22 protein-coding genes, 1 other RNA gene and 1 riboswitch are annotated in these 22,290 nt (G+C 68.7%); of the genes, 17 read left to right on the forward strand and 6 right to left on the reverse strand.

Features of this window, described 5'->3' with window-relative positions; all coding sequences use genetic code 11:
* Positions 1-16: 16 nt before the first annotated feature.
* Positions 17-1,846: an adenylate/guanylate cyclase domain-containing protein gene (locus tag J2X09_RS09985; RefSeq protein WP_204733037.1), complete on the reverse strand. Its 1,830-nt coding sequence runs from the start codon at positions 1,844-1,846 to the stop codon at positions 17-19.
* Positions 1,847-1,987: 141 nt separating this feature from the next.
* Positions 1,988-2,425, reverse strand: a complete 438-nt coding sequence (locus J2X09_RS09990; RefSeq protein ID WP_204733036.1) for an SWIB/MDM2 domain-containing protein — start codon at positions 2,423-2,425, stop codon at positions 1,988-1,990.
* 258 nt (positions 2,426-2,683) lie between these two features.
* Between J2X09_RS09990 and rraA the strand changes: the two genes are divergently transcribed.
* Complete coding sequence (gene rraA / locus J2X09_RS09995; RefSeq protein WP_204733035.1) at positions 2,684-3,184, forward strand: ribonuclease E activity regulator RraA; 501 nt, start codon at positions 2,684-2,686, stop codon at positions 3,182-3,184.
* Positions 3,185-3,297: 113 nt separating this feature from the next.
* Here rraA and J2X09_RS10000 read toward each other — a convergent pair whose 3' ends face one another.
* The 4 genes from J2X09_RS10000 to J2X09_RS10015 all read right to left on the reverse strand — a co-directional run bounded on the left by J2X09_RS10000 (position 3,298) and on the right by J2X09_RS10015 (position 4,987).
* On the reverse strand, positions 3,298-4,113 hold the full coding sequence (locus tag J2X09_RS10000) for a sulfite exporter TauE/SafE family protein (protein WP_204733034.1): 816 nt from the start codon (positions 4,111-4,113) through the stop codon (positions 3,298-3,300).
* 2 nt (positions 4,114-4,115) lie between these two features.
* Positions 4,116-4,295, reverse strand: a non-coding RNA gene (ssrS, locus tag J2X09_RS10005) — 6S RNA.
* Positions 4,296-4,367: 72 nt separating this feature from the next.
* On the reverse strand, positions 4,368-4,751 hold the full coding sequence (locus J2X09_RS10010; RefSeq protein WP_204733033.1) for a cell division protein ZapA: 384 nt from the start codon (positions 4,749-4,751) through the stop codon (positions 4,368-4,370).
* Entirely contained in the window at positions 4,748-4,987 is a 240-nt protein-coding gene (locus J2X09_RS10015) for a DUF904 domain-containing protein (protein ID WP_204733032.1), read from the reverse strand. The genes J2X09_RS10010 and J2X09_RS10015 overlap by 4 nt, the downstream gene beginning before the upstream one ends.
* Before the next feature lie 51 nt (positions 4,988-5,038).
* A riboswitch (cobalamin riboswitch) is annotated at positions 5,039-5,295 on the forward strand.
* An 81-nt stretch (positions 5,296-5,376) separates the two neighbouring features.
* On the opposite strand from J2X09_RS10015, the gene J2X09_RS10020 reads away from it, so the two are divergent.
* The 16 genes from J2X09_RS10020 (at position 5,377) to bioB (ending at position 22,290) form a co-directional block, all read left to right on the forward strand.
* The gene (locus J2X09_RS10020) at positions 5,377-7,212 is read left to right on the forward strand and encodes a TonB-dependent receptor domain-containing protein (RefSeq protein WP_204733031.1); all 1,836 of its coding nucleotides are present in this window, start codon (positions 5,377-5,379) and stop codon (positions 7,210-7,212) included.
* Positions 7,213-7,279: 67 nt separating this feature from the next.
* Positions 7,280-8,098, forward strand: a complete 819-nt coding sequence (locus tag J2X09_RS10025) for an ABC transporter substrate-binding protein (RefSeq protein WP_310308136.1) — start codon at positions 7,280-7,282, stop codon at positions 8,096-8,098.
* A complete protein-coding gene (gene cobU, locus J2X09_RS10030) occupies positions 8,091-8,657 on the forward strand; it encodes a bifunctional adenosylcobinamide kinase/adenosylcobinamide-phosphate guanylyltransferase (protein WP_204733029.1) in 567 nt (188 codons plus the stop codon). Before J2X09_RS10025 ends, cobU begins: the two co-directional genes overlap by 8 nt.
* The gene (locus J2X09_RS10035) at positions 8,657-9,532 is read left to right on the forward strand and encodes an ABC transporter substrate-binding protein (protein ID WP_204733300.1); all 876 of its coding nucleotides are present in this window, start codon (positions 8,657-8,659) and stop codon (positions 9,530-9,532) included. Before cobU ends, J2X09_RS10035 begins: the two co-directional genes overlap by 1 nt.
* Complete coding sequence (locus J2X09_RS10040; protein ID WP_204733028.1) at positions 9,529-10,533, forward strand: FecCD family ABC transporter permease; 1,005 nt, start codon at positions 9,529-9,531, stop codon at positions 10,531-10,533. Before J2X09_RS10035 ends, J2X09_RS10040 begins: the two co-directional genes overlap by 4 nt.
* Before the next feature lie 14 nt (positions 10,534-10,547).
* Entirely contained in the window at positions 10,548-11,303 is a 756-nt protein-coding gene (locus J2X09_RS10045) for an ABC transporter ATP-binding protein (protein WP_204733299.1), read from the forward strand.
* Between the two features lie 174 nt (positions 11,304-11,477).
* On the forward strand, positions 11,478-12,047 hold the full coding sequence (gene cobO / locus J2X09_RS10050) for a cob(I)yrinic acid a,c-diamide adenosyltransferase (protein ID WP_204733027.1): 570 nt from the start codon (positions 11,478-11,480) through the stop codon (positions 12,045-12,047).
* Positions 12,047-12,955 (forward strand): ABC transporter substrate-binding protein, encoded by a 909-nt coding sequence (locus J2X09_RS10055; RefSeq protein WP_204733026.1) that lies wholly within the window; start codon positions 12,047-12,049, stop codon positions 12,953-12,955. Before cobO ends, J2X09_RS10055 begins: the two co-directional genes overlap by 1 nt.
* A gap of 12 nt (positions 12,956-12,967) precedes the next feature.
* The gene (gene cobW, locus J2X09_RS10060; protein WP_204733025.1) at positions 12,968-14,032 is read left to right on the forward strand and encodes a cobalamin biosynthesis protein CobW; all 1,065 of its coding nucleotides are present in this window, start codon (positions 12,968-12,970) and stop codon (positions 14,030-14,032) included.
* 1 nt (position 14,033) lies between these two features.
* Positions 14,034-17,822 (forward strand): cobaltochelatase subunit CobN, encoded by a 3,789-nt coding sequence (cobN, locus tag J2X09_RS10065; RefSeq protein ID WP_204733024.1) that lies wholly within the window; start codon positions 14,034-14,036, stop codon positions 17,820-17,822.
* A complete protein-coding gene (locus J2X09_RS10070) occupies positions 17,819-18,871 on the forward strand; it encodes a magnesium chelatase ATPase subunit I (protein ID WP_204733023.1) in 1,053 nt (350 codons plus the stop codon). The genes cobN and J2X09_RS10070 overlap by 4 nt, the downstream gene beginning before the upstream one ends.
* A complete protein-coding gene (locus J2X09_RS10075; protein ID WP_310308140.1) occupies positions 18,868-19,542 on the forward strand; it encodes a vWA domain-containing protein in 675 nt (224 codons plus the stop codon). The genes J2X09_RS10070 and J2X09_RS10075 overlap by 4 nt, the downstream gene beginning before the upstream one ends.
* A 19-nt stretch (positions 19,543-19,561) precedes the next feature.
* Positions 19,562-19,969, forward strand: coding sequence for a DUF1636 family protein (locus J2X09_RS10080; RefSeq protein WP_204733022.1), 408 nt, complete (start codon positions 19,562-19,564; stop codon positions 19,967-19,969).
* A gap of 93 nt (positions 19,970-20,062) precedes the next feature.
* Entirely contained in the window at positions 20,063-20,248 is a 186-nt protein-coding gene (locus tag J2X09_RS10085; protein ID WP_204733021.1) for a CbtB domain-containing protein, read from the forward strand.
* A 124-nt stretch (positions 20,249-20,372) separates the two neighbouring features.
* Positions 20,373-21,161 carry a CbtA family protein gene (locus J2X09_RS10090; protein ID WP_204733020.1) on the forward strand — a complete coding sequence of 263 codons (789 nt, stop codon included), beginning with the start codon at positions 20,373-20,375 and terminating at the stop codon, positions 21,159-21,161.
* A 76-nt stretch (positions 21,162-21,237) separates the two neighbouring features.
* Positions 21,238-22,290, forward strand: a complete 1,053-nt coding sequence (gene bioB / locus J2X09_RS10095) for a biotin synthase BioB (protein ID WP_204733019.1) — start codon at positions 21,238-21,240, stop codon at positions 22,288-22,290.

The raw sequence follows: 22,290 nt of genomic DNA on the forward strand, positions 1-22,290 counted from the left end.
GATGGATGATGGATGTTCAATGCTGGCGTAAACCCAGCTCCGCGAAAACCTTGGCGCCGCGCTGCCGCAGGCGGCTGTGGCTGCCAGCGGCTGTGTACTTGGACAGGGTGAGATCGGGCTGCAGCGCGAGGATCAATTCAAACGTTTCCCGTGCATCCTGCCTGTGCCCGAGTTCATACTGGGAAATCAGCATCGCGCGCAAGGTCGGCAGGTGGTACCGGTTCTTGGCCAGCGACGAACGGCACAGTGCAACAGCTTCTTCGAGGCGTTCCATGGCCAGGTAGCTGTTGGCCAGCATCATCTCGAAATAGTATTTCTGGGGATCCAGCGGGGACAGGTGCAGCGCTTTCTCGGCCTCCATCATGGAGTCCTCAGGCGTGCCCCACATGGTCGACCACACGCTGTTGTACAGCCAGGCCATCGGGTCGTTCGGGTTGCTTTGCGTGGCTTCCTGCAACAGGCGATGTGAGGCGTCCACATCTTCTCCCAGATGGCAGAGCGCGTGTCCCTTGATGGCCATCGCGAGCGAACTGTTTGGTTCGAGGTCGAGTGCCCGGTCGGCGGTATCGATCGCTCGTTTAAAGTCACGTGCGGGTTCGCCGGAGAGGCCTTGCACCACCTGCATGATGTGCCACTTGGCCATCCAGGCCCAGGGCGTGGCCACGCGCTTGTGGCGTTCCACCACGGCCTCCAGCAGTTGCTGGCTGCGCTGCAGGTCGCGCGGCGTGGAGCGGTGCATGAGCGTGATGCCACCGAGCATCAATGCGTTGCTGTCGAGCTGCGGCACCGGCAGCACCAGGGTGCGCTGCACCACGTCGTTCAACAGGGCCCTGGCGCAGGCGGCGCACAGTGTGTCGAGCAGTTGGCTCTGGGTTTCGAGCAGATCGCGTGTGTCGCCGCTGAGGCGTTCCGCCCAGATCACCTCGCCGCGCTTGCGGTCCGAGAGCTCGGCCATGATCACGACCTTGTCGCCGTACGTCACATAGCTGCCGCCCAGCACGAAATTGGCATCCAGGTGCTGACCGATCTCGCCCGCGTTGGTCTGCCGTCCCCGGAACGCCGTGGTGGACATGCGCGAGATCACACGCAGGTTCTGGCTGCGGGCCAGTTGCGAGATGACACCGTCGGCAATCAGTTCGCCGATGACGAACTGTTCCGGCGCATGGCTTCGCGTCTCGAAGGGCACCACGGCGATGGAGGGGCGGAAGTCGGTGGCGCTGGCTTCGGGCACGCGCGGGCGCACGGATGCCGACGTCCGGGACACGGGGTACAGGTGCCAGGTGCGAACGGGCTCTGGCCAGTGCTTGAGATAGCTCTCGCCGCGGTCTTCCACCTCGGCGTCCACACCGACGACGATGCCGTCGAACACGCTCGTGGTGACCAGGGTCTCACCCGGTGAGGCGAGATCGGCCACCCTGGCGGCGAGATTTACGCCGTGGCCATACACGTCGTTCTCGTCCACGTACAGGTGGGTGGCGTTGAGCCCGGCGCGCAGATGCAGCTGCTGTGCCGGCGGCAGGGTTTCGTTCAAGGGCGCAAAGTACTTGTGCAGCGCCAGTGCGGCTCGCACACCGTCGGTGGGCTGGTCGAACTCGACCAGCATGCCATCGCCCAGGCTTTTTACCAGGCGCCCATGACACGCTGGCAGCACCTGGGTGGTGGCGTGGTGCATGAAGCCGCGCCATTGGTTCACCACCGCAGCTTCGTTGGCCGCCATGAGGCGCACCGACTCCACCAGGTCAATCACCAGCACCACCTTGTGTCGCTGCTGCGGCAAAGGGGGGATGGAAGGTTTGTCCTGGTCCGCTTGAAGGGTCGAATCGGTCACGGGATGGCGTGCGGTCATGCCTGTTGGTTATCGAAATTCCTGTTGCAGTTTCTCACATGTCTTGCGGAAAGCTGAAGAGCAGGCGCGCAAAAACAGCAAAGCCGACTTGCGTCGGCTTTGCTGAAACTGAATGCACCGTGAGAGGTGCAAACGGAAGGATTACTTCAGGTGGTCGTTGACCAGCTTGGTCATTTCAAACATCGAAGCCTGGGCCTTCTTGAAGATTTCCTTCAGCTTGGCGTCGGCGTTGATCATGCGACGGTTGACCGAATCCTGCAGCTTGTTCTTCTTGATGTAGTCCCAGATCTTCTTGGTGACTTCGGTGCGTGGCAGTGGAGCGCTGCCCACGATGGCGGCCAGGGCGGCGCTGGGGGTCAGCGCTTTCATGAACGCAGCGTTGGGGGTGCGCTTCTTGGCGGGAGCCTTCTTCGCAGGAGCCTTCTTGGCCGGAGCGGCCTTCTTGGCAGGAGCCGCCTTCTTGGCCGGAGCGGCCTTCTTCGCGGGAGCCGCCTTCTTGGCCGGAGCGGCCTTCTTCGCAGGAGCGGCCTTCTTGGCCGGAGCCGCCTTTTTAGCGGGAGCTTTCTTCGCAGTTGCCATGGTTGAATTTCCTTCTAGAAGTTGACGAGTCGCCAGTGGAAAACGCGCTTTCTCACTGGTGTCTCGGATGCTAATGGAGTTGCACCATCAATCCAAGGTGGAGAGCGCCCTTTTTTCAAGCTTTGCGCAGGGTAGATGCCGGTTTTTGGCGAGGAAAACAACACTTCTTCGCCGGTGTGCCCCTCGCGGTGTGCCCCCCGGGGTGTTTCTGCTCAAATCCGGCGCTGATTTCCTCATCTCTTTCGAGCGAGTTTCACCATGTCCAACCCACCTGTTTTCGCGACCTGCGATCTGTGCGATGTCCACAAAAACGATGGCTCCGGCGCCTTCCGTGTGCTGCCGCCGGTGTTCCGCAGTTTCGGTGCGCGGACCCGATTCGCCGGACCGGTGGTGACCGTGAAATGCTTCGAGGACAACTCTCTCGTGAAAGCCGCGGTGGACAGTGCGGGCGAGGGGCGCGTGCTGGTGGTCGACGGCGGTGCGTCCTTGCGGCGCGCGCTGGTGGGCGGCAATCTGGGCGCGGCGGCCGCGCGCAATGGGTGGGCAGGCGTGGTGGTCGACGGTTGCGTGCGCGATGTGGCCGAACTCGCGCAATGCGACGTGGGCATCCGGGCACTGGCGTCCATGCCGCTGCCCACCGAGAAGCGCAATGAAGGCCAGCGGGACCTCGCGGTCCAGATTCAGGGGGTGTGGGTGCGTCCGGGCGACTGGCTGTATGCCGACGAGGACGGCATCGTCGTAGCCGACCGCGCCTTGTGATGCGGCAGCAACGCGGAGCGTGAGGGGCGGAGATCCAGCGCCGGGCCGCCCCACGCTGGATCAGTCCCCTTGGGGGGCAGCGACCCGCGAAGCGGCGGAGCGTGGGGGCTCTTTCAAGCCGTGATGCCCTTGTAGAGCATGTAGCTGGCGAGCAGATACAGCAGGACCGCGAACACGCGCTTGAGCGACTTCACCGGCAGAGCGTGCGCGGCCTTCACGCCGACGGGCGCCATCAACACGCTGAAGACCGCAATCACCAGCAGCGCGGGCAGGTAGATGTAGCCGAATGAGCCGGGCGGCAAATCCTTGAGACCCTGGCCCGCGATCACGTAGCCGACCGCGTTGGCCAGCGCGATGGGGAAGCCCAGCGCGGCACTGGTGGCCACGGCGTTGTGGATGGTGACGTTGCACCAGGTCATGAAAGGCACGCTGACAAAACCACCGCCCGCACCGACAAGACCCGAGAGCATGCCGATGACGCTGCCAGCACCGACCAGACCCGGTGTGCCAGGCAGTGTGCGAGTGGGCTTGGGCTTCTTGTCAAGCAGCATCTGCGTTGCCGAAAAGCCGACGAAGGCCGCGAAGAACAAGGCCAGCCACGAACCCTTGAGCAACGCAAAGATGCCCAGGCTGGCGATGGCCGAGCCGATCACGATGCCCGGCGCCAGGCCCTTGACGATGTCCCAGCGAACAGCGCCGCGTTTGTGGTGCGCGCGCACACTGGAGATGGACGTGAAGATGATGGTGGCCATGGAGGTGGCGATGGCCATCTTGACCGCGAGTTCGGCTTCGACGCCGCGCGCTCCAAGGATGAAGGTGATGAAGGGCACCATCAGCATGCCTCCACCAATACCCAGCAGGCCGGCGAGGAAGCCGGTACCGAGGCCGAGTGCGGCCAGTTCGACAATCAGGATCGGATCTAGAGGCATGAAAGGTGTCTGCAAGTGCCGCCGGACCGGCATCCTGAACCGGGGTTCAGGTGGGCGAGGGCAGCGTGGCTTCGGGTTCGTCTGACGCGAGACGCTCGCACCAGCCACGCAATGTACCAAGCCCGGGCTCTATGAGCATTGGTTCAAGGAAATATAAAGCCCGGCGCGCACTGCAGACAGTTCAAATTGTAGAGGTTGCGCGAGACGGGAGCAGACCATCGGTCGATATACCTGAGCGGGTGACAGGCGGTGTGTCAGAGCAGCCGGCCATCCTTGTCGAGCGTCTGGTCGAGTCGGCGCATGAGTTCTTCCACGCGCGCCTGCGTGTGCGGGTCGAGGGGTTCGTTGTCGAAGCCGCCACCGGCCTCCGCGAATGCGCTGTGCTCGGGCTGCCCGAACGACGATGCCTGGAAGCTTTCGGCCTCCTTCTGCGAGAGCTCGAACGCGAGGTTGAGTGAGGCCAGCACCGCGATGCGGTCGCGTGCCTTCACTTTGCCGGCATCGCGGATGCGGCACATGGCCGTGTCCACGCGTTCCACCGCGTCGAGCAGTGAGGCTTCGCCGCCAGGTGGGCAGGAGAGCAGGTAGCTCTGGCCCATGATCTGCACTTCGATCTGTTTGCTGCCGGGCTTGCTCATGAACGTTCCTTGCGGTTGTCTGGGGGGGCGTCGGTCACGCCGGGTGGCAGGCGATCAAGCAGCGCATCGATGCGGGCACGGGCGGCCATCAGACGGGACTTGAGCGAGTCGCGCTCGGCCTGCAGCGCATGCACCTGTTCAACCAGCAGGCTGTTGGTGCGCTGCAGTTCCTCGTGGCGAAGCAGAAGCCGCTCGACACGTTCGGTGATCTGGTCAATGTGCTTGGGATCGGCCATGTTGGGGGACTCGGTGTTTTTGCATTGTAGGGTTGCCCTGCGCGCCCTCGACTTAGAATGCGCGGTGTTGGTGCTCGCGGTGTGGTTCTCATGCCGCAGTTCAACGGGAAGCAGGAGGGTGAATCCCCAAGGATGAGCCTAACCTGCGCTGCCCCCGCAACGGTAAGCAGACGAGTGGTCGTGAGCGCATGCGCGAACGGCTGTCTCAACCTTCGTCAAGCAGCCACTGGGCGACACGCCGTGTCACCTGGGAAGGCGATGGAGGTCGGTCTGTCAGCCCGGATACCGGCCAACAAGGTGGTGGTGCGTCTGGCGACAGAGGCACCACCGTGATGCCCAGGCACCGTCGGGGAAGACGGTGAGGGCCTTGTCCGTTCTGTTTCATCATCATGAAAAATTGCACCCTGGCCGTGCTGCCGCTGGCGTTGCTGGCTGGCTTCGGTTCGTCCGCCTCCCACGCACAACAAGCCTCCGCTCCCACCACCCTGAAGGAAACCGTGGTCACGGCCACGCGGGTTGAAACCCGTACCGACGCCGTTCTCAGTGATGTCGTCGTCATCGAGGCCGAGACGATCCGGCAGTCGGCCGGTCGCTCCCTGTCGGAGATCCTGTCGCGCCAGGCGGGCATCCAGATGACCGCCAACGGTGGACTGGGAAAACAGTCCGGCCTTTTCATCCGTGGTACCGAGGCACGCCACATGCTGCTGCTGATCGACGGGGTGCGCTACGGCTCCAGCACCTCGGGCTCTGCCGTGCTGGACAACATTCCGCTGAGTGCGATCGATCGCATCGAGGTGCTCAAGGGCCCTGCATCGGGTCAGTATGGCAGCGATGCCGTGGGCGGCGTGGTGCAGGTGTTCACCCGACGCGGGGCGAAGGGGTTCCATCCGCAGGCCAGCGTCACGGTGGGCAGCTATGGTCACCGTGAGGCCACCGCCGGCTTCAGCGGCGGTACCGATGAGCTGACCTACAGCCTGAACGTGGGCAGGTTGCGCGAAGATGGTTTCTCAGCGACCAACAGCCGGGTGGCTTTCGGCAACTACAACCCGGACAAGGACGGCTTCGAGCAGGACAGCGTGTCCGGCTCGCTGCGCTGGGCGTTCGCTCCCGGCTGGAGCACCGACGTGCATTTCACCCAGGCCGACGGAACAAGCCGGTTCGACCAGGGGCCGGGCACGTTCGACGTGCGTTCTGAAACCACCACCCGGGCGGCGGGCTGGGGCCTGGAGCGCAAGTGGTCGGCCGATTCGCGCACGCAACTCCGCCTCTCGCGCAGCAACGACAAGTCCGACAGCATCAGCTCGCCCGCACCGGCGGATGTGTTCAACACCGCCCAGACGCAGATCACACTGCAGCACGACTGGAACACCGCTCTGGGCAACCTGCTCGTGGGTGTGGAGTCGATCAAGGAAGAGGTGACGGGAACGCAGGCGTACGCGGTGCGCTCGCGCACCACGGATGCGGCCTTCATCGGTATCACGGGGCAGGCGGGCAACCACCTCTGGCAGGCCAACATGCGGCGGGACGACAACTCGCAGTTCGGCGGGGCCACCACAGGCTTTGCGAGCTACGGCTACCAGCTCACGCCGAACTGGCGCCCCCACGTTGCCTACGGCACGTCGTTCAAGATGCCGTCGTTCAACACGCTTTACTACGTGTCGCCCTTCTTCAACGGCAACCCCACCACCCAGCCGGAGCGGGGCAAGAGCAGTGAAGTGGGACTGACCTACACACAGGGGCTGCACGAAGTGAAGCTCACGCGGTTCGACAACCGCGTGCGTGGCTTCATCACCCTGCAGCCGGTGGTGGCCAACGTGCCGCGTGCGCGCATGGAGGGCTGGACGCTGGCCTACACCGGCTCGGCGGGCGCCTGGAGCTGGTTCACCAACCTGGAGTTGCTGGATGCCCGCAACGAGATCACGGGCCGCAAACTGCAACGCCGGGCCGACGAGGTGCTGACTGCGGGCCTGGACCACAAGCTGGGCGCCTGGAACTGGGGTGCCTCGCTGCAGCTCGTGTCGGACCGTTACGAGAACGCCACCAACACGCAACGCCTGCCGGGCTTCGGTACCCTGGACCTGTACGCACGCTACGCTCTGGGCAAGGACTGGTCGCTGGCGTTGCGTCTGAACAATGTGGGTGACAAGGCCTATGAAACGGCCTACGGCTACAACCAGCCGGGGCGTGCCACCTACGTCACGCTCAACTGGGCGCCCAAGCCGTGATGTTCGATCCCGGCCCTGGGTGGCGATTGCCGGAAAGGGCCGGGTGGAAACTTTCGGGAGAGATCACGTGAGCCTCACACCAGGCCCCCAGCGTATCGTCTGCCTCACCGAGGAGACCACCGAGTGGCTGTACCTGCTGGGGCAGGAGCATCGCATCGTCGGCATTTCCGGCTACACCGTGCGGCCGCGCCGCGCGCGTGAGGAAAAGCCCAAGGTCAGTGCCTTCCTGAACGCGAAGATCGACCGGATCCTCGCCTTGCAGCCGGACAGCGTCTTCGGGTTCTCCGACCTGCAGGCCGACATCGCCGCCGAGCTCATCCGCGCGGGCGTGCAGGTGACGGTTTTCAACCAGCGCAGTGTGGAGGAGATCTGTTCCATGCTGTACCAGGTGGCTGCGGTCGTGGGGTGTACCGGCGAAGGGCTGGCCTGGATCGACGCCACGCGCCGGCAGCTCGACGGCATCCGTGCCGCCGTGCAGGCGCTGCAGGCCCAGGGGCGGCGACGCCCGCGCGTGTTCTTCGAGGAGTGGGACGAGCCCCACATCAGCGGCATCCGCTGGGTGTCGGAGCTGCTGGGCATCGCAGGCGGTGACGACGTGTTCCCCGAACTGGCTGCGATGCCGCTGGGCAAGGACCGCATCATCGCGGACGGCGCCGAGATCGTGCGGCGCAACCCCGACATCGTGATCGGCTCCTGGTGCGGCAAGAAGTTCCGCGCCGAGAAGGTGGCCGCGCGCACTGGCTGGGAAGCCGTGAATGCGGTGAGGAACGGCCAGCTGTTCGAGATCAAGTCGGCCGACATCCTGCAGCCCGGACCGGCCGCGCTCACCGACGGTGTGGCGCAGATGCACCGCATCGTCATCGACTGGATGCAGCGCCATGGCTGACCCCATCGCGCGCAGCGAATTCGTTCTCGGTGGGCAGCGCAGCGGCAAGTCGCGCCGCGCGGAATCGCTGGCCCGCCAGTGGCTGGCGGATGCAGCACTTCACCGCGCGGTGCTGATCGCCACCGGCCAGCCCTGGGACGACGAGATGCGCGAGCGCATCGCGCGCCACCAGCGCGACCGCGCCGAACGCGTGCCCGGCATGGACACGGTGGAAGAGCCACTGGCGCTGGCGGAGGCGCTGGCGCAGCACAGCGCGCCGGACACGCTCGTGGTGGTGGACTGCCTCACCCTGTGGCTCACCAACCTGCTCATGCCCGCCGAAGGCGCGGGCGTCGATGCGACGCGACCCACCGCCGCGCTGTGCGACGCGATCGCTGCCGCGCCCGGTCCGGTGGTGCTTGTCGGCAATGAAATCGGCCTGGGCGTGATTCCCCTGGGGCGCGAAACCCGCGCCTTCGTGGACGCGCTGGGCGCCCTGAACCAGGCCGTGGCGGTTGCCTGCGAGCGCGTGACGCTCATGGCCGCGGGTCTGCCTCTCACCTTGAAAGCGCCTGCGTGATGTCGCGTGTCTTCTTCTTCCGCTGGGCCGTTGCGCTCACGCTGTCGTCCGCTGGTGTGCTGCACGCAGCCGGTGTGCAGGTGACGGACGACCGCGGTGTGACCGTGGCGCTGCCGCAACCGCCGCAGCGCATCGTGTCCGTGCTGCCGTCGCTTACCGAGACGGTGTGCGAACTCGGCCAGTGCCACCGACTGGTGGGCGTGGACCGTTATTCCAACCACCCGGCCCCGGTGCGCGCGCTGCCGCAGGTCGGTGGTGGCATCGACCCGAACATCGAAGCCATCGTGGCCCTCAAGCCCGACGTGGTGCTCATGGCCACCTCGTCGCGAGGCGTGCAGCGGCTCGAGTCGCTCGGTGTGAAGGTGCTGGCCATGGAGCCAAAAAGCTCGGCAGACGCGCAACGCGTCATGGGCAAGCTCGGTCAACTGCTCGAGGTGCCGGATGCCGAGCGCATCTGGCGCGCCATCGATGCCGGCGTGTCGGCGGCGGCGCAGTCGCTGCCGCCGGGCGCAAAAGGCCTGCGCGTGTACTACGAGGTGAGCGCGGGCGGCTATGCGGCCGGCACGAAGTCCTTCATCGGCGAGATGATGGCCCGGCTCGGTCTTCAGAACGTCGTGACGCCCGCCATGGGGCCCTTCCCGCGTGTCAATCCCGAGTACGTGGTGCGCACCAACCCGGACCTGATCATGATCGGCGCGCGCAATGTGCAGGGCCTGGAGTCCCGGCCGGGCTGGCGCAGCATCCGTGCCTTGCGAGAGCAGCGGGTCTGCGTGTTCACCGCCGACGAGTCCGATGTGCTGGTGCGTCCCGGCCCCCGCATGGCCGAGGCCGCGCGGCTGATGGCACGCTGCATCACCGAAAAGGGCGCGCGATGAGTGGTGCACGCCACAGCCTCTGGCTCGCCAGTGCCCTGCTGGTGGCCGCCGTGGCCGTGCTGGTGCTCGGTGCGGGCGTGGGCAGCACCGGCTTCGACAGCGTGCTGCGCGCGCGGCACGACCCGGTGGCCTGGCAGATCCTGTGGGACATCCGCCTGCCGCGCACGCTGGGGGCGTGGGTGGCCGGCGCGCTGCTTGGCCTGGCGGGCGCGGTGGCGCAAGGGCTTTTCCGCAACCCACTGGCCGACCCGTACCTGCTGGGCAGCGCCTCGGGTGCCGCGCTCGGCGTGGCGCTGGCCCTGGCGCTGTTCGGTGCCACGCCGTTCGCCACGCAATGGCTGGTGCGGCTGGGCCTGACGGGCGCGGCCTTCGCGGGCGCGGTGATCGGCGTGGTGCTCACGCTGGCGCTGGCCAAGGGCGTGCAGCACACGCTGCGCCTGCTGCTGGCGGGCGTGATCGTGGGCGTGGTGCTCGGTGCTGCGCGCGATCTGGTCACCATCGCCTCGCCCGACGTGCTGCAGGCCATGCAGGGCTTCATGCTGGGCAGCACCGGTTTTGTGGGCTGGGCGGCCTGCGGCGTGATGGCGGCCATGCTGCTGGCCGCGCTGCTGGTGGGGGCTTCGCTGGGGCGCGTGCTCGATGGCCTGGCACTGGGCGAGGCCACGGCCGTCAGCCTGGGCCTGCCGTTGTCCGTCGTGCGTGTCGTGCTCGTGGCGGTGCTGGCCCTGGCCACCGGTGCGTCCGTGGCACAGACCGGCCTGATCGCCTTCGTGGGACTGGCTTCGCCTCACCTCGTGCGCTCCATCGTCAAGACCACGCACGGCCGGTTGATCGTCCTCAGCGCACTGATGGGCGGGCTGCTGCTGATGTCGGCCGACGTGCTGGCGCGCTGGGTCATCGCCCCGCAGGAATTGCCGGTCGGTGTGCTCACTGCCGTGCTGGGTGGCAGCTACCTGCTCTGGCTGATGCACCGGCGCCGCCGGCCGGGAGGTGGACTGTGAGCGCCGTCCAGCCCATGGCGCTGCAAGCGCAAGGTATCGGCGTGGTGCTCGGTGACGCTCCCGTGCTGCATGGCATCGACATCGCCTTGCACGCCAGTCGCTGGACCAGCGTGGTCGGCCCCAACGGCGCGGGCAAGTCGACCCTGCTCAAGGCGCTGGCCGGGCTGCTGCCGCACAGCGGGCAGGTGCGGCTGCTGGACCGCCCGCTGGCCCAGTGGCGTGGCCGCGAACGCGCGCGGCACCTGGCGTGGCTGGGGCAGGGCGAGCAGGGCGCTGATGACCTCAGCGTGTGGGATGTGGCCATGCTGGGCCGCCTGCCCCACCAGGCCTGGCTGGCCGCGCCGTCCGACGCCGATCGCGCGGCGGTGGAACAGGCTCTGCGCGCCACGCAGGCCTGGGACTGGCGGGAGCGTCCGCTGGGCGCGCTGTCGGGCGGCGAGCGCCAGCGCGTGCTGCTCGCGCGCCTGCTCGCCGTGCAGGCCGACGTGATGCTGATGGATGAGCCGCTGGCCAACCTCGACCCACCGCACCAGGCCGACTGGCTGCTCCTGGTGCGCGAACTCGTTGCCCATGGCAAGACCGTGGTGAGCGTGCTGCACGAGATCGGCATGGCGCTGCACGCCGACCAGATGGTGGTGATGGCCGCCGGCCGTGTGCGCCACCAGGGCACCTGCGACGACCACGCGACCCACCGCGCCCTCGAACAGGTCTTTGACCATCGCATCGCGATCCACCCCCTCGGCGACCAGTGGGTCGCGCTGCCCCGCTGAACATGACACACCCCCCCTGCGCCGCTTTGCGGCTTCCCTCCTCTCTGGCGCGCCTTCGGCGCTGGGCGGGGGACGGCATCTCGGGCCGGCGGAGCCGGACCCTTGATGCCTCTGATGGAGGTTGTCTCTCCTTCTCTCGTTGTGGGCCGCATGCCGGTGCGGTGAAAAACTGATATGCAGATCGAAACTCCACCCGTGTTGCGGGACACCCCCAAACCCCAGGGCGAACGGCGCGGCCTGGTGCTGGTGCACACCGGCACCGGCAAGGGCAAGAGCACCGCTGCGTTCGGTCTTGCGCTGCGTGCCCACGGCCGTGGCAAGACCGTGAAGGTCTACCAGTTCATGAAGGTGCCGTCGGCGCGGTTCGGCGAACACCGCCTGTTCGAGCAGCTCGGCATTCCCATCGAAGGGCTGGGGGACGGCTTCAGCTGGAAGAGCCGCGATCTGGACCACTCCGCCGAACTCGCGCGCGACGGCTGGGCGAAGGCCGAGGCCACCATCCGCGCCGGCGGGCACTTCATGGTGGTGCTGGATGAAATCATGTACCCGCTGCGCTACGGCTGGGTGCCGCTGGACGCGGTGCTCACCTGCCTGCGCGAGCGGCCGCCGCAGGTGCACGTGGTGCTCACCGGGCGCGGCGCGCCGGCGGAACTGATCGAGCTGGCCGACACGGTGACGGAGATGACGCTGATCAAGCACCACTTCAAAGCTGGCGTGCCCGCGCAAAGAGGCATTGAAGACTGATGGATCTGAAACACCCCCGCCGCGCTCCGCGCGTCCCCCCTCAAGGGGGCGATACCTGCCGCCCGGCCAAGCCGGTTCTGCGGTATCCCTTGCTGGGGCCTTTGGCGTTCGGGCTGCTCGGCGGTTTCGGCGTTACCCCCGCACTCGCGCAGCACCGCATCGTCACCCTCTCACCCTCGCTCACCGAAGCCGTGTGCGCGCTCGGCCACTGCGCGCAGCTGGTCGGTGTGGACCGCTATTCGAGCGGGCCGGGACCGGTGGCGAAGCTGCCGAAAGTCGGTGGCCTGCAGGACGCGCAGATCGAACACATCGTCGCGCTGCGCCCAGACATGGTGTTGCTCGGGCCGCGAAGCCGCGCCGGCGAGCGCCTGAGCGAACTCGGCGTGCCGGTGCAGACCTTCGACGCGCGCACCCATGCCGACCTCAAGCGCATGCTGCTCGCGCTGGGCCAGTCGCTCGGCGAGACCGCGCGCGCCCAGGAACTGGTGCAGCGCATCGAACAAGAGCTGGACGCCGCCGCACGCCGCGTGCCGGCGGCGCTGCGCGGCCGTACGGTGTACGTGGAGGTCGGCGTCGGCCCCACGGCGGCGAGCGCGAAAAGCTTCATCGGTGAAACCGTGGCGCGGCTGGGCCTGGTCAACATCGTCAGTGGCGATGCGGGCCTGTTCCCGCGCGTCAACCCCGAGATGGTGGTGCGCCGCTCGCCCGATCTGATCATCGGCCCCGCCGCCACCTTGTCGGCGATGGCCGACCGCCCGGGCTGGGCCGCCTTGCCCGCGCTGCGCCGGCAGCAGGTCTGCCAGCTCGACGCCGAGCGCATTGACCTGCTCTCGCGCCCCGGCCCCCGCCTCGGCGAGGCCGCCCACATGCTGGCCGACTGCCTGCTCGCCCTGCCCACACGCCCCTGAACCGGAGACCCCATGCAGACCCGAAAGATTCCCGCCACCATCGTCACCGGCTTCCTCGGCGCCGGCAAGACCACGCTGCTGCGCCACCTGCTCACGAACGCGCAGGGCCGCCGCATCGCTGTCATCGTCAACGAGTTCGGCGAACTGGGTATCGACGGCGAACTGCTGAAAGGCTGCGGCATCGGTTGCGACGAGAACGGTGAAGAGAACGGCCAGCTGTTCGAGCTCGCCAACGGTTGCCTGTGCTGCACCGTGCAGGAAGAGTTCGCGCCCGTGATGGAGCAGCTTGCCGCGCGGCGCGACCAGATCGACCACCTCGTCATCGAGACCTCGGGCCTGGCCCTGCCCAAGCCGCTGGTGCAGGCCTTTCAGTGGCCAGCGCTGCGCAACGCCTTCACGGTCGATGCCGTGGTGACCGTGGTGGACGCACCCGCCGTGGCCGCGGGCCTGTTCGCCGAAGACCCGGCGGCGGTGGACGCCCAGCGCCGAGCCGACGAGAACCTGGACCACGACTCGCCGCTGGCCGAACTGTTCGAAGACCAGCTCGCCACCGCCGACCTGGTGGTGGTGAACAAGACCGACGGCCTGGACGCGGCCGCTCTGGTGGGCGTGGAGACCACGATCCGCGCCGAGACGCCGGCCGGCGTGAAACTGGTGCACGCGCAGCACGGCCGGCTGGACCTGGGCGTGCTGCTCGGCCTGGAGCGCGCGGTGGAAGACGTGATCGACCAGCGCAAGACGCACCACGACGAGGAGGAGGACCACGACCACGACGAGTTCGATTCGGTCTCGCTCACGCTGGACACGCCGGACCGCCAGCGCCTGCTGGACGCGCTCGTCGCGCTCGTGCAGCGCCATGAGATCTACCGCGTGAAAGGCTTCGTGGCCCTGCCCGGCGCCGCCATGCGCCTGGTGGTGCAGGGCGTGGGCCAGCGCTTCGACAGCCACTTCGACCGCGCGTGGCGCGCAGACGAAGTGCGGGCCACGCGCCTGGTGTTCATCGGCGATCACCTCGACCGCGACGCGTTGCAGAGCGAACTGCAGTCGACCCTGAGCGCCGGCGCCAGCGCGGCCTGACATGCACCTGCTGTCCACGCGCCCGGGCGGCCACGTCGAGGACGGCGGGCAGGGCATCGTGCGCGTGGAGCAGACCCCGGGTGACATCGTGGTGCTCAGCGCAGCGGACACCACACTCTCGTTGCTGGCCGATGCCGCCAACAGCCTGGGCGATGGCTTTCCCACCGTGCGGCTGGTGAACCTCATGTGGCTGCGCCAGCCCGCCTCCACCGACATGTACGTGGACGACGTGCTGCGCCATGCCCGTGTGGTGGTGATCGACCACCTGGGCGCACCGAGCGACTGGGCCTACGTGGTGGAGCAGGCGGTGGCGCTGGCGGCGAAACACGGTCAGTGGCTGGCGCTGTTCTCTGGCGACAACGCGCAGGACCCGCAGTTGCTGATGCGCAGCACCGCATCGCCCGAGGATTGCGACCAGCTCTGGCGCTGCCTGCGCGAAGGCGGACGCGACAACGCACAGGCCTTCTTCTCCCTCATCGGCCACGCGGCATTCGGTCTCGGTCCAAGGCCACCGTTGCCGGTCCCGTTGCCGCCAGTGATGCTGTACACGCCGCAGGCCGTGGCGCCCTGGCGTGCCGGTGCACCCGTGGCCCTGCTGGTGTTCTACCGGGCACACCTGCAATCGGGCAACACGGCCGTGTTCGACGCCATGCTGGCCGCGCTGGCCGACGAGGGCCTCAACGCCATCGCCGTGGCCATCGATTCGCTCAAGAACCCCGGCAGCCTCGCCACGCTGCAAGGCATGGCCGCCGGGCGCGGCGTGGCCGTGGTGCTCAACGCCACCAGCTTTGCCGTGGCCTCGCTCGACGGCGACGGTGCGGACGAGGTCACGCTGGCCGGTGATGCGCCGGTGCTGCAGCTCATCACCGCCGGTTGCTCGCAGGAACAATGGCAGGCCGACCCGCACGGCCTGGCCCCCCGCGACCTCGCCATGCAGGTGGTGCTGCCGGAGGTGGACGGCCGCATCGGCACGCGCGCCATCAGCTTCAAAGGGCTGGCCTGGCGCTGCGAACGCACCGAGGTGGACGTGGTGCGCTACCAGCCAAAACCCGAGCGCATCCGCTTCGTGGCCGAACTCGCGCGCCGCTGGTGCACGCTGCGCGACAAGCCGAACGCGGACAAGCGCCTCGCGCTGATCCTGGCCAACTACCCGAACGACGACGCACGCCTGGCCAACGGCGTCGGGCTGGACACGCCCGCGTCCACCGTGACGATCCTGCGCAGCTTGCGCGAAGCGGGGTACTCCACTGGCGAACTGCCCGCAGACGGCGACGCGCTGATGGCGCGGCTGGTGCTGGGCGTCACCAACGACACCGACGCGAACGACCACCGGCCGGTCGGACAGAGCCTGGCCATGGCCGACTACCTGGCCGACTTCCACGCCTTGCCACAGGAGAACCAGGACGCGGTGAACACCTTGTGGGGCGCACCGGAACAGGACCCGATGCTGCGCAGCGGCCGCTTCATGGTGCCGGGCCTGCGCCTGGGCCAGGTGTTCGTGGGTATCCAGCCGGCGCGCGGGCGCGACCTCGATCTGGTGGCCACGTACCACGATGCCGACCTCGTTCCCACGCACGCCTATCTGGCTTTCTATTTCTGGTTGCGGCGCCGCTTCGCGGTGGATGCGGTGGTGCACGTGGGCAAACACGGCAACCTCGAATGGCTGCCGGGCAAGAGCGTGGCGCTCGGTGCGGCCTGCTGGCCCGACGCCATCCTCGGGCCCCTCCCGCACCTGTACCCCTTCATCGTGAACGACCCGGGCGAGGGCAGTCAGGCCAAGCGCCGCACGCAGGCGGTGATCATCGACCACCTCATGCCCGCCCTCACGCGCGCCGAAACCTACGGCCCGCTGCAGGAGCTCGAGCGCCAGATGGACGAGTACTACGAGGCGCTCTCGCTCGACCCGCGCCGCGCGAAGCGGTTGCGCGAAGGCATCCTGGCGCAGGTGCTCAAACACCGGCTGCACCAGGAACTGGGCTTCCAGCCACCGGCCGACGAGGCGCAGCGCGAGCAGCTGCTGGCGCGGCTCGACGCCTACCTGTGCGAGATCAAGGAATCGCAGATCCGCGATGGGCTGCACATCCTCGGCGAGTCGCCCCAGGGCCGTCAGCGCACCGACACGCTGGTGGCGCTGGCGCGTTTTCCCGGCGGCCAGGTGGCGGGGCAGGGCAGCCTGCTGGTGGCGCTGGCACAAGACCTCGGCCTGCAGAACTTCGACCCGCTCAGCCCGGAATGGGCCGAGACCTGGACCGGGCCACGCCCGGCTGTATTGCAGGCCCTGAGCGACGAGCCCTGGCGCCACGCCGGGCACACGCGCGAGCGGCTGGAGTTGCTGGCGAGCGCGCTGGTCGAGCGGCACCTGGGCGAGCACGCCATGGCGATGGACGCCGAGGCGTCGCCGCACACGGCGCCGGTCATCGAGCGCATGCGCCAGACCCTGGCGCCCCGGCTCGACGCTTGCGGCCCCAACGAGATCGGCCAGCTCATGCGCGGCCTCTCGGGCCGCTTCGTGCCCGCCGGCCCCAGCGGCGCGCCCTCGCGCGGCCGGCCCGACGTGCTGCCCACCGGCCGCAATTTCTATTCGGTGGACACGCGCGCCGTGCCCACGCCCACCGCCTACGCCATGGGCGCGCTCGCGGCCGAACGCGTGGTCGAGCGCCACGTGCAGGACCACGGCAGCTTTCCCGGCGCGGTCGGCCTCTCGGTGTGGGGCACGGCGACCATGCGCACCGGAGGAGAAGACATCGGCCAGGCCTTCGCGCTGCTGGGCGTGCGGCCGAAGTGGGCGCCCGGCAGCAACCGCGTGGTGGACATCGAGGTGCTGCCCATGGCCATCCGCAACCGGCCGCGCGTGGACGTGACCTTGCGCGTCTCCGGTTTCTTCCGCGATGCGTTCCCGAACGTGATCGACCTGTTCGACACGGCGGTGCGCGCCGTGGCCGCCATACCCGAAGCCGACGAGCCGGACGACGTGAACCCGATCCGTGTGCGCGTGCGGCGCGAAGCCGCCGAGGCGGTGGCCGCCGGCGCCCGGCTCGACGACGCGCAGCGTCAGGCGACCTGGCGCGTGTTCGGCCCGCGCCCGGGTGGCTATGGGGCCGGCCTGCAGGAGCTGATCGCCAGCGGGCGCTGGAACGACCGCGCGGAGCTCGCACAGGCCTACCTGCGTGCTGGCGCGTTCGCCTACGCGCAGGGCCAGCACGGCGAGGCGGCGCGCGCGGCCTTCGAACAGCGCCTGGCGCGCGTGGACGCGGTGCTGCACAACCAGGACAACCGCGAGCACGACATCCTCGACTCCGACGACTACTACCAGTTCCAGGGCGGCATGGCCTCCGCCGTGCAGCACCTCACCGGCGAGAGCGCCGCGCTGTACCACGGCGACTTCAGCACGCCCGGCGCGCCGCGCGTGCGGCCGCTGGGCGAAGAGGTGGCGCGCGTGGTGCGTGCGCGCGCCGTCAACCCCAAGTGGATCGACGGCGTCAAGCGCCATGGCTACAAGGGCGCCTTCGAGATCGCCGCCACGGTGGACTACCTGTTCGCCTTCGACGCCACCACCGGCGTGGTAGGCGACCACCAGTACGCGCTCGTGGCCGACGCCTACCTGCACGACGGCGCCACGCGCGACTTCCTGCAACAGCACAACCCCCAGGCGCTGCGCAGCATCGGCGAACGCCTGCTCGAAGCCATGCGGCGTGGCCTGTGGGCCGAGCCCGGCGACCACCGCGAACGCATCGAACACCACCTGCTGGCGCTGGAGCACACGCTCGAAGACCAAGGATTGCCCCCATGAACATCACGCCCGAACTGCAGACCGCCTCGCCGGCCAGCTTCCCCTTCTCCGCGCTGGTCGGCCACGAGAGATTGCAGCGCGCGCTGCTGCTCGCCGCCATCGACCCGGGCATGGGCGGCGTCCTTATCAGCGGCCCGCGCGGCACCGCCAAGTCCACGGCGGCGCGGGCGCTGGCGACCTTGCTGCCGCAGGCGCCGTTCGTCACGCTGCCGCTGGCCGCGGGCCTGGAGCAACTGGTCGGCACCCTCAGCCTGGAGGACGTGTTGCGCGATGGCTCGGTGCGTCTGTCGCCGGGGCTGGTCGCGCGCGCCCACGGTGGCGTGCTGTATGTGGATGAAGTGAATCTGTTGCCCGACGCGCTGGTGGACGCGCTGCTCGACGTGGCCGCCAGCGGTGTGAACACGGTGGAGCGCGACGGCGTGTCGCGCCAGCACGCCGCGCGCTTCGTGCTGGTGGGCACCATGAACCCGGAAGAGGGCGAATTGCGCCCGCAGCTGCTGGACCGCTTCGGCCTCTCGGTGGCGCTCGACAACCCGGCCGACGCCGCGCAGCGCCAGGCCATCGTGCGCGCCCGCCTGGCGTTCGACGCCGACCCGCAGGCGCTGCTGGCCACGCACACCGCTGCGCAGGCGGAACTCGCGGCCCGCGTGGCCGCCGCGCGCGAGGCACTGGCCGCGCTGGCATGGCCCGACGCGGTGGTGCAGCACGCGGCCAACCTGGCGCTGGCCGCCGGCGTGGACGGCATCCGGGCCGACCTCGTGATGCTGCGCGCCGCGCGCGCACTGGCCGCGCTCGAACAGCGCGACACCGTGTGCGTGGACGACGTGAACGCCGTGGCCGAACTCGCGCTGGCACACCGCCGTTCGCCGCACGTGGCACCGCCACCGGCTGGCGGCGCCTCTCGGCCGCACCCTTCGCCCGCTGCCGGGCAGGGCGACGCCGTTTCGCAGGAAGCCGCACCCGAGGGCGACTGGGGCGCGCTGCCGCCACAACCCGAAGCCATGGTGCGTGTCCCATCCACGGGGGGCTGGCCCCCAAAAAAAGCATGAGCCACCCCGGCCCGCACGCGCCGCAGGCGCCCGGCGGCCGGCGGTGGCAGGCACCCCAAGCCCTCGAGCGGCCCACCCTGGCCCGGCACGCGGCGCGTCCTGCCGAAGCGAAGGGCACCGGCATCCACTGGTTGCGCACGCTGCAGGCCAAGGGGTCACAGCGGCTGGCGGCGGCGCACCTGCGCCACCAGCCCGTGAACGCCCGCCCACCCGGCCTGCACCTGATCGCGCTCGATACCTCGGGCTCCATGCAGCGCGGCGGCCGGCTGGCCTGGGCCAAGGGCTACGCCGCGCGCCTGATCGAACAGGCCGCGCGCGCGGGCGACCACGTGGCGCTGCTGTGCTTCGGTGGCCAGGGCGTGCAACTCCTGTTGCCGCCAGGCCCGGCCCGGGTGGCCGGCAGCGCGCGCGTGCGACCGGTGGGTGGCGGCGGTGGCACGCCGCTGGTGGCCTGCCTGCGCGAGGCCGAGCGCCTGCTGCGCAAGGCCCGGCACGCGCGTGGTGAGAACTGCCTGTGGCTGCTCACCGATGGCCGCACGCTCGAACAGCCCATGGCACCGGCGGCAGCGGGGCACATCGTCGTCGTGGATTTCGACGACCCCCTCAAGCCCGTGGGCCGCTGCGCGGCCTGGGCCGAACGCTGGCACGCCGAGCACCGGCTGCCCGTCTGAGCACCTCTGAACGAACGACATGTCCGCACCTGTTCCGCCATTGCCGGTCACCGAGGTGATCGTCTGCACCACCTGCCGTCCGCCGGGTGCCTCGCGCGATCTGCCCGCCGCCGGCGCCGCGTTGTTCGAGGCCGTGCAGGCCGCGCGGCAACACGGCCCCATCAACAACGCCGTGCGGGTGCGTGGCATGGCCTGCCTCAGCAGCTGCTCGCGCGCCTGCTCCGTGGCCTTCCAGGCGCCCGGCAAATACACCTACCTGTTCGGCGATCTTGTGCCCGATGCCGAGACGGCCGAGCACGTGCTGGCCTGCGCGGGCCAGCACGCCACCGCGAGCGACGGCAACCTCCTGCGCAACGAGCGACCCGCCCGCCTGCGCAGCGGCATCCTCGCGCGCCTGCCACCCGCGCTGGAGGTGCCGGACGCATGACATGCCTTTCCTGTTCCCGCCACGGCGCCAGAGGGCGCGGCACCGTGGCTTCCTTGTTCTCTTGCCCCGACTTTTCTTGAAATGGAGCACCACATGAATGGAACCAGCACCACCACGCCTTTGGGCACCGCATCCGCTGCGCGCAGCCTGCTGCTGCAACTCGCGGCCGGCGCCGCGCTGGGACTCGTCGTTTTGTACGGCGTGGCCTTTGCAGAGAGCCCGGTCGCTCACAACGCGGCGCACGACGTGCGCCACGTGACCGTCAAGCCATGCCATTGAGAACCACCCCCGCCGCGCTTCGCGCGACCCCCTCGAGGGGGCGGTGCCTGCAGCCTGGCAAAACCGGTTCCGCGGCACCTCTGGAAGAGGTCGCTTTGGTTCGTCTGTTTTTTGGAGTTTGAACATGATTTTTCAACGATTGATCTGGGTCAGCCTCGTGGTGGCCCTGTTCGTGGGTCTGGTGCAGACCGGTGTACAACAGCTGCAGGCCGTGCCGATCATCCTGGCGGCCGAGCAGTTCGAAGACCAGAAGGTGGAGGCCCCCGCTGCGCAACCTGCGCACGCGGGCCACGAAGGCCACGCCATGGACGAAGAGGCCGAGGAATGGGCACCCGCCGATGGCTTCGAGCGCACCGGCTGGACCCTCGTCGCCAACGTGTTGCACGCCTTCAGCATGGCGCTGCTGGTGTTCGCGGTGATGGGCGTGGCCACCTGGCGCGGCACCTCGTTGCGCGCGCTGCCGCTGGCGCTGGTGATCGCCGCCGCTGGCTGGCTGTCCTTCTACCTCTGGCCGTCGATCGGCCTGCACGCCGAAATCCCGGGCATGGACGCCGCGCGCCTCGGTTCGCGCCAGGGCTGGTGGACGCTCGCGGCCGCGAGCGCCGCCGGCGCCTGTGCCGTGGCCGCCGGCATGCGCAGCCATTTCCGCTGGCTGATCGCCGCCGCGCTGCTGGCGCTGCCCTACGTGGTGGGGGCGCCGCACATCACCGGCGACCCCCTGGCCGGGTTCCAGGGTGAGGCACAGACCACGTTGCGCGACCTGGGCACGCAGTTCGTCTGGGCCACGCGCTGGGTCTCGGTCTCGTTCTGGGCCTTGATGGGCATGGCCACCGGCCTGGCGTTCCAGCGCTGGCTGCAGCCCGCGTTGCGCGCCACTTTCGGCGAAGCCGGCAAGCTGTCGCAGATGGCCTGACCGGGGAGAAGGGGGCGGCCTGCCCGTCCGCAAGCACAGGCAGAATACCGCCTCCATAAGTCGAAAGAACTACGACATGACCACCACGCCCGATATCGCTCTGCCGCAGACTTCCCTCGCTGTGCAGCCCCTGCATTTCCATGCGAGCCCCACGCCCCAGCCCGCAGCCGAGGCCGGCACGCACGCCTGGCGCGTCGACGATGTGCTGGGGCTGTTCGACCTGCCGTTCCCCGAGTTGCTGCACCGCGCCCAGACGGTGCATCGCCAACATTTCGATCCCACCGAGATCGAGCTCGCGACGCTGCTGTCGGTGAAGACCGGCGGCTGCCCGGAGGACTGCGGCTATTGCCCGCAGTCGGTGCATTTCGACACCGGCCTCACCGCCGGCAAACTCATGGGCGTGGACGCCGTGCGCGAGGCGGCGCAGCGCGCACGGCAGGCCGGCGCCACGCGCTTCTGCATGGGCGCTGCCTGGCGCGCGCCGAAAGACCGCGACGTCGATGCCGTGGCCGAGCTCGTGCGCGCCGTCAAGGCCGAGGGCCTGGAGGCCTGCGCCACGCTGGGCATGCTGTCCGACGGACATGCCGAGATCCTGCGAGATGCGGGCCTGGACTACTACAACCACAACCTCGACAGCGCGCCCGACTTCTACGGCGAAATCATCACCACGCGCGACTACCAGGACCGCCTGGATACGCTCGCGCGTGTGCGCAACGCGGGCGTGAAGGTGTGCTGCGGCGGCATCGTGGGCATGGGCGAGACGCGTCTGCAGCGCGCCGCGCTGGTGGCCGAGCTGGCCAACCTCGAGCCCGACTACCCGGAGTCGGTGCCCATCAACCACCTGGTGAAAGTGCAGGGCACGCCGCTGGCCGATCAGCCCGACCTCGATCCGCTCGAATTCGTGCGCACCATCGCGGTGGCTCGGATCACCATGCCGCGCGCGCGGGTGCGCCTGTCGGCCGGGCGGCAGCAGATGAGCGAGGCGGTGCAGGCCCTGTGCTTCCTGGCCGGCGCCAATTCGATCTTCTACGGCGAGAAGTTGCTCACCACTGGCAACCCCGACGTGGCGGCCGACATGTGTCTGCTGGCCAAGCTGGGTTTGAGGCCACGCCACGTGTCGGCCGACTGA

Source organism: Hydrogenophaga laconesensis (genome assembly GCF_031457235.1).
GTDB lineage: Bacteria > Pseudomonadota > Gammaproteobacteria > Burkholderiales > Burkholderiaceae_C > Hydrogenophaga > Hydrogenophaga laconesensis.

Bases quoted from the DNA above. Each gene is read 5' to 3' on its own strand.
- J2X09_RS09985 (WP_204733037.1), bottom strand. From the start codon at position 1,846: ATGACCGCACGCCATCCCGTGACCGATTCGACCCTTCAAGCGGACCAG.
- J2X09_RS09990 (WP_204733036.1), bottom strand. From the start codon at position 2,425: ATGGCAACTGCGAAGAAAGCTCCCGCTAAAAAGGCGGCTCCGGCCAAG.
- rraA (WP_204733035.1), top strand. From the start codon at position 2,684: ATGTCCAACCCACCTGTTTTCGCGACCTGCGATCTGTGCGATGTCCAC.
- J2X09_RS10000 (WP_204733034.1), bottom strand. From the start codon at position 4,113: ATGCCTCTAGATCCGATCCTGATTGTCGAACTGGCCGCACTCGGCCTC.
- J2X09_RS10010 (WP_204733033.1), bottom strand. From the start codon at position 4,751: ATGAGCAAGCCCGGCAGCAAACAGATCGAAGTGCAGATCATGGGCCAG.
- J2X09_RS10015 (WP_204733032.1), bottom strand. From the start codon at position 4,987: ATGGCCGATCCCAAGCACATTGACCAGATCACCGAACGTGTCGAGCGG.
- J2X09_RS10020 (WP_204733031.1), top strand. From the start codon at position 5,377: ATGAAAAATTGCACCCTGGCCGTGCTGCCGCTGGCGTTGCTGGCTGGC.
- cobU (WP_204733029.1), top strand. From the start codon at position 8,091: ATGGCTGACCCCATCGCGCGCAGCGAATTCGTTCTCGGTGGGCAGCGC.
- J2X09_RS10035 (WP_204733300.1), top strand. From the start codon at position 8,657: ATGTCGCGTGTCTTCTTCTTCCGCTGGGCCGTTGCGCTCACGCTGTCG.
- J2X09_RS10040 (WP_204733028.1), top strand. From the start codon at position 9,529: ATGAGTGGTGCACGCCACAGCCTCTGGCTCGCCAGTGCCCTGCTGGTG.
- J2X09_RS10045 (WP_204733299.1), top strand. From the start codon at position 10,548: ATGGCGCTGCAAGCGCAAGGTATCGGCGTGGTGCTCGGTGACGCTCCC.
- cobO (WP_204733027.1), top strand. From the start codon at position 11,478: ATGCAGATCGAAACTCCACCCGTGTTGCGGGACACCCCCAAACCCCAG.
- J2X09_RS10055 (WP_204733026.1), top strand. From the start codon at position 12,047: ATGGATCTGAAACACCCCCGCCGCGCTCCGCGCGTCCCCCCTCAAGGG.
- cobW (WP_204733025.1), top strand. From the start codon at position 12,968: ATGCAGACCCGAAAGATTCCCGCCACCATCGTCACCGGCTTCCTCGGC.
- cobN (WP_204733024.1), top strand. From the start codon at position 14,034: ATGCACCTGCTGTCCACGCGCCCGGGCGGCCACGTCGAGGACGGCGGG.
- J2X09_RS10070 (WP_204733023.1), top strand. From the start codon at position 17,819: ATGAACATCACGCCCGAACTGCAGACCGCCTCGCCGGCCAGCTTCCCC.
- J2X09_RS10075 (WP_310308140.1), top strand. From the start codon at position 18,868: ATGAGCCACCCCGGCCCGCACGCGCCGCAGGCGCCCGGCGGCCGGCGG.
- J2X09_RS10080 (WP_204733022.1), top strand. From the start codon at position 19,562: ATGTCCGCACCTGTTCCGCCATTGCCGGTCACCGAGGTGATCGTCTGC.
- J2X09_RS10085 (WP_204733021.1), top strand. From the start codon at position 20,063: ATGAATGGAACCAGCACCACCACGCCTTTGGGCACCGCATCCGCTGCG.
- J2X09_RS10090 (WP_204733020.1), top strand. From the start codon at position 20,373: ATGATTTTTCAACGATTGATCTGGGTCAGCCTCGTGGTGGCCCTGTTC.
- bioB (WP_204733019.1), top strand. From the start codon at position 21,238: ATGACCACCACGCCCGATATCGCTCTGCCGCAGACTTCCCTCGCTGTG.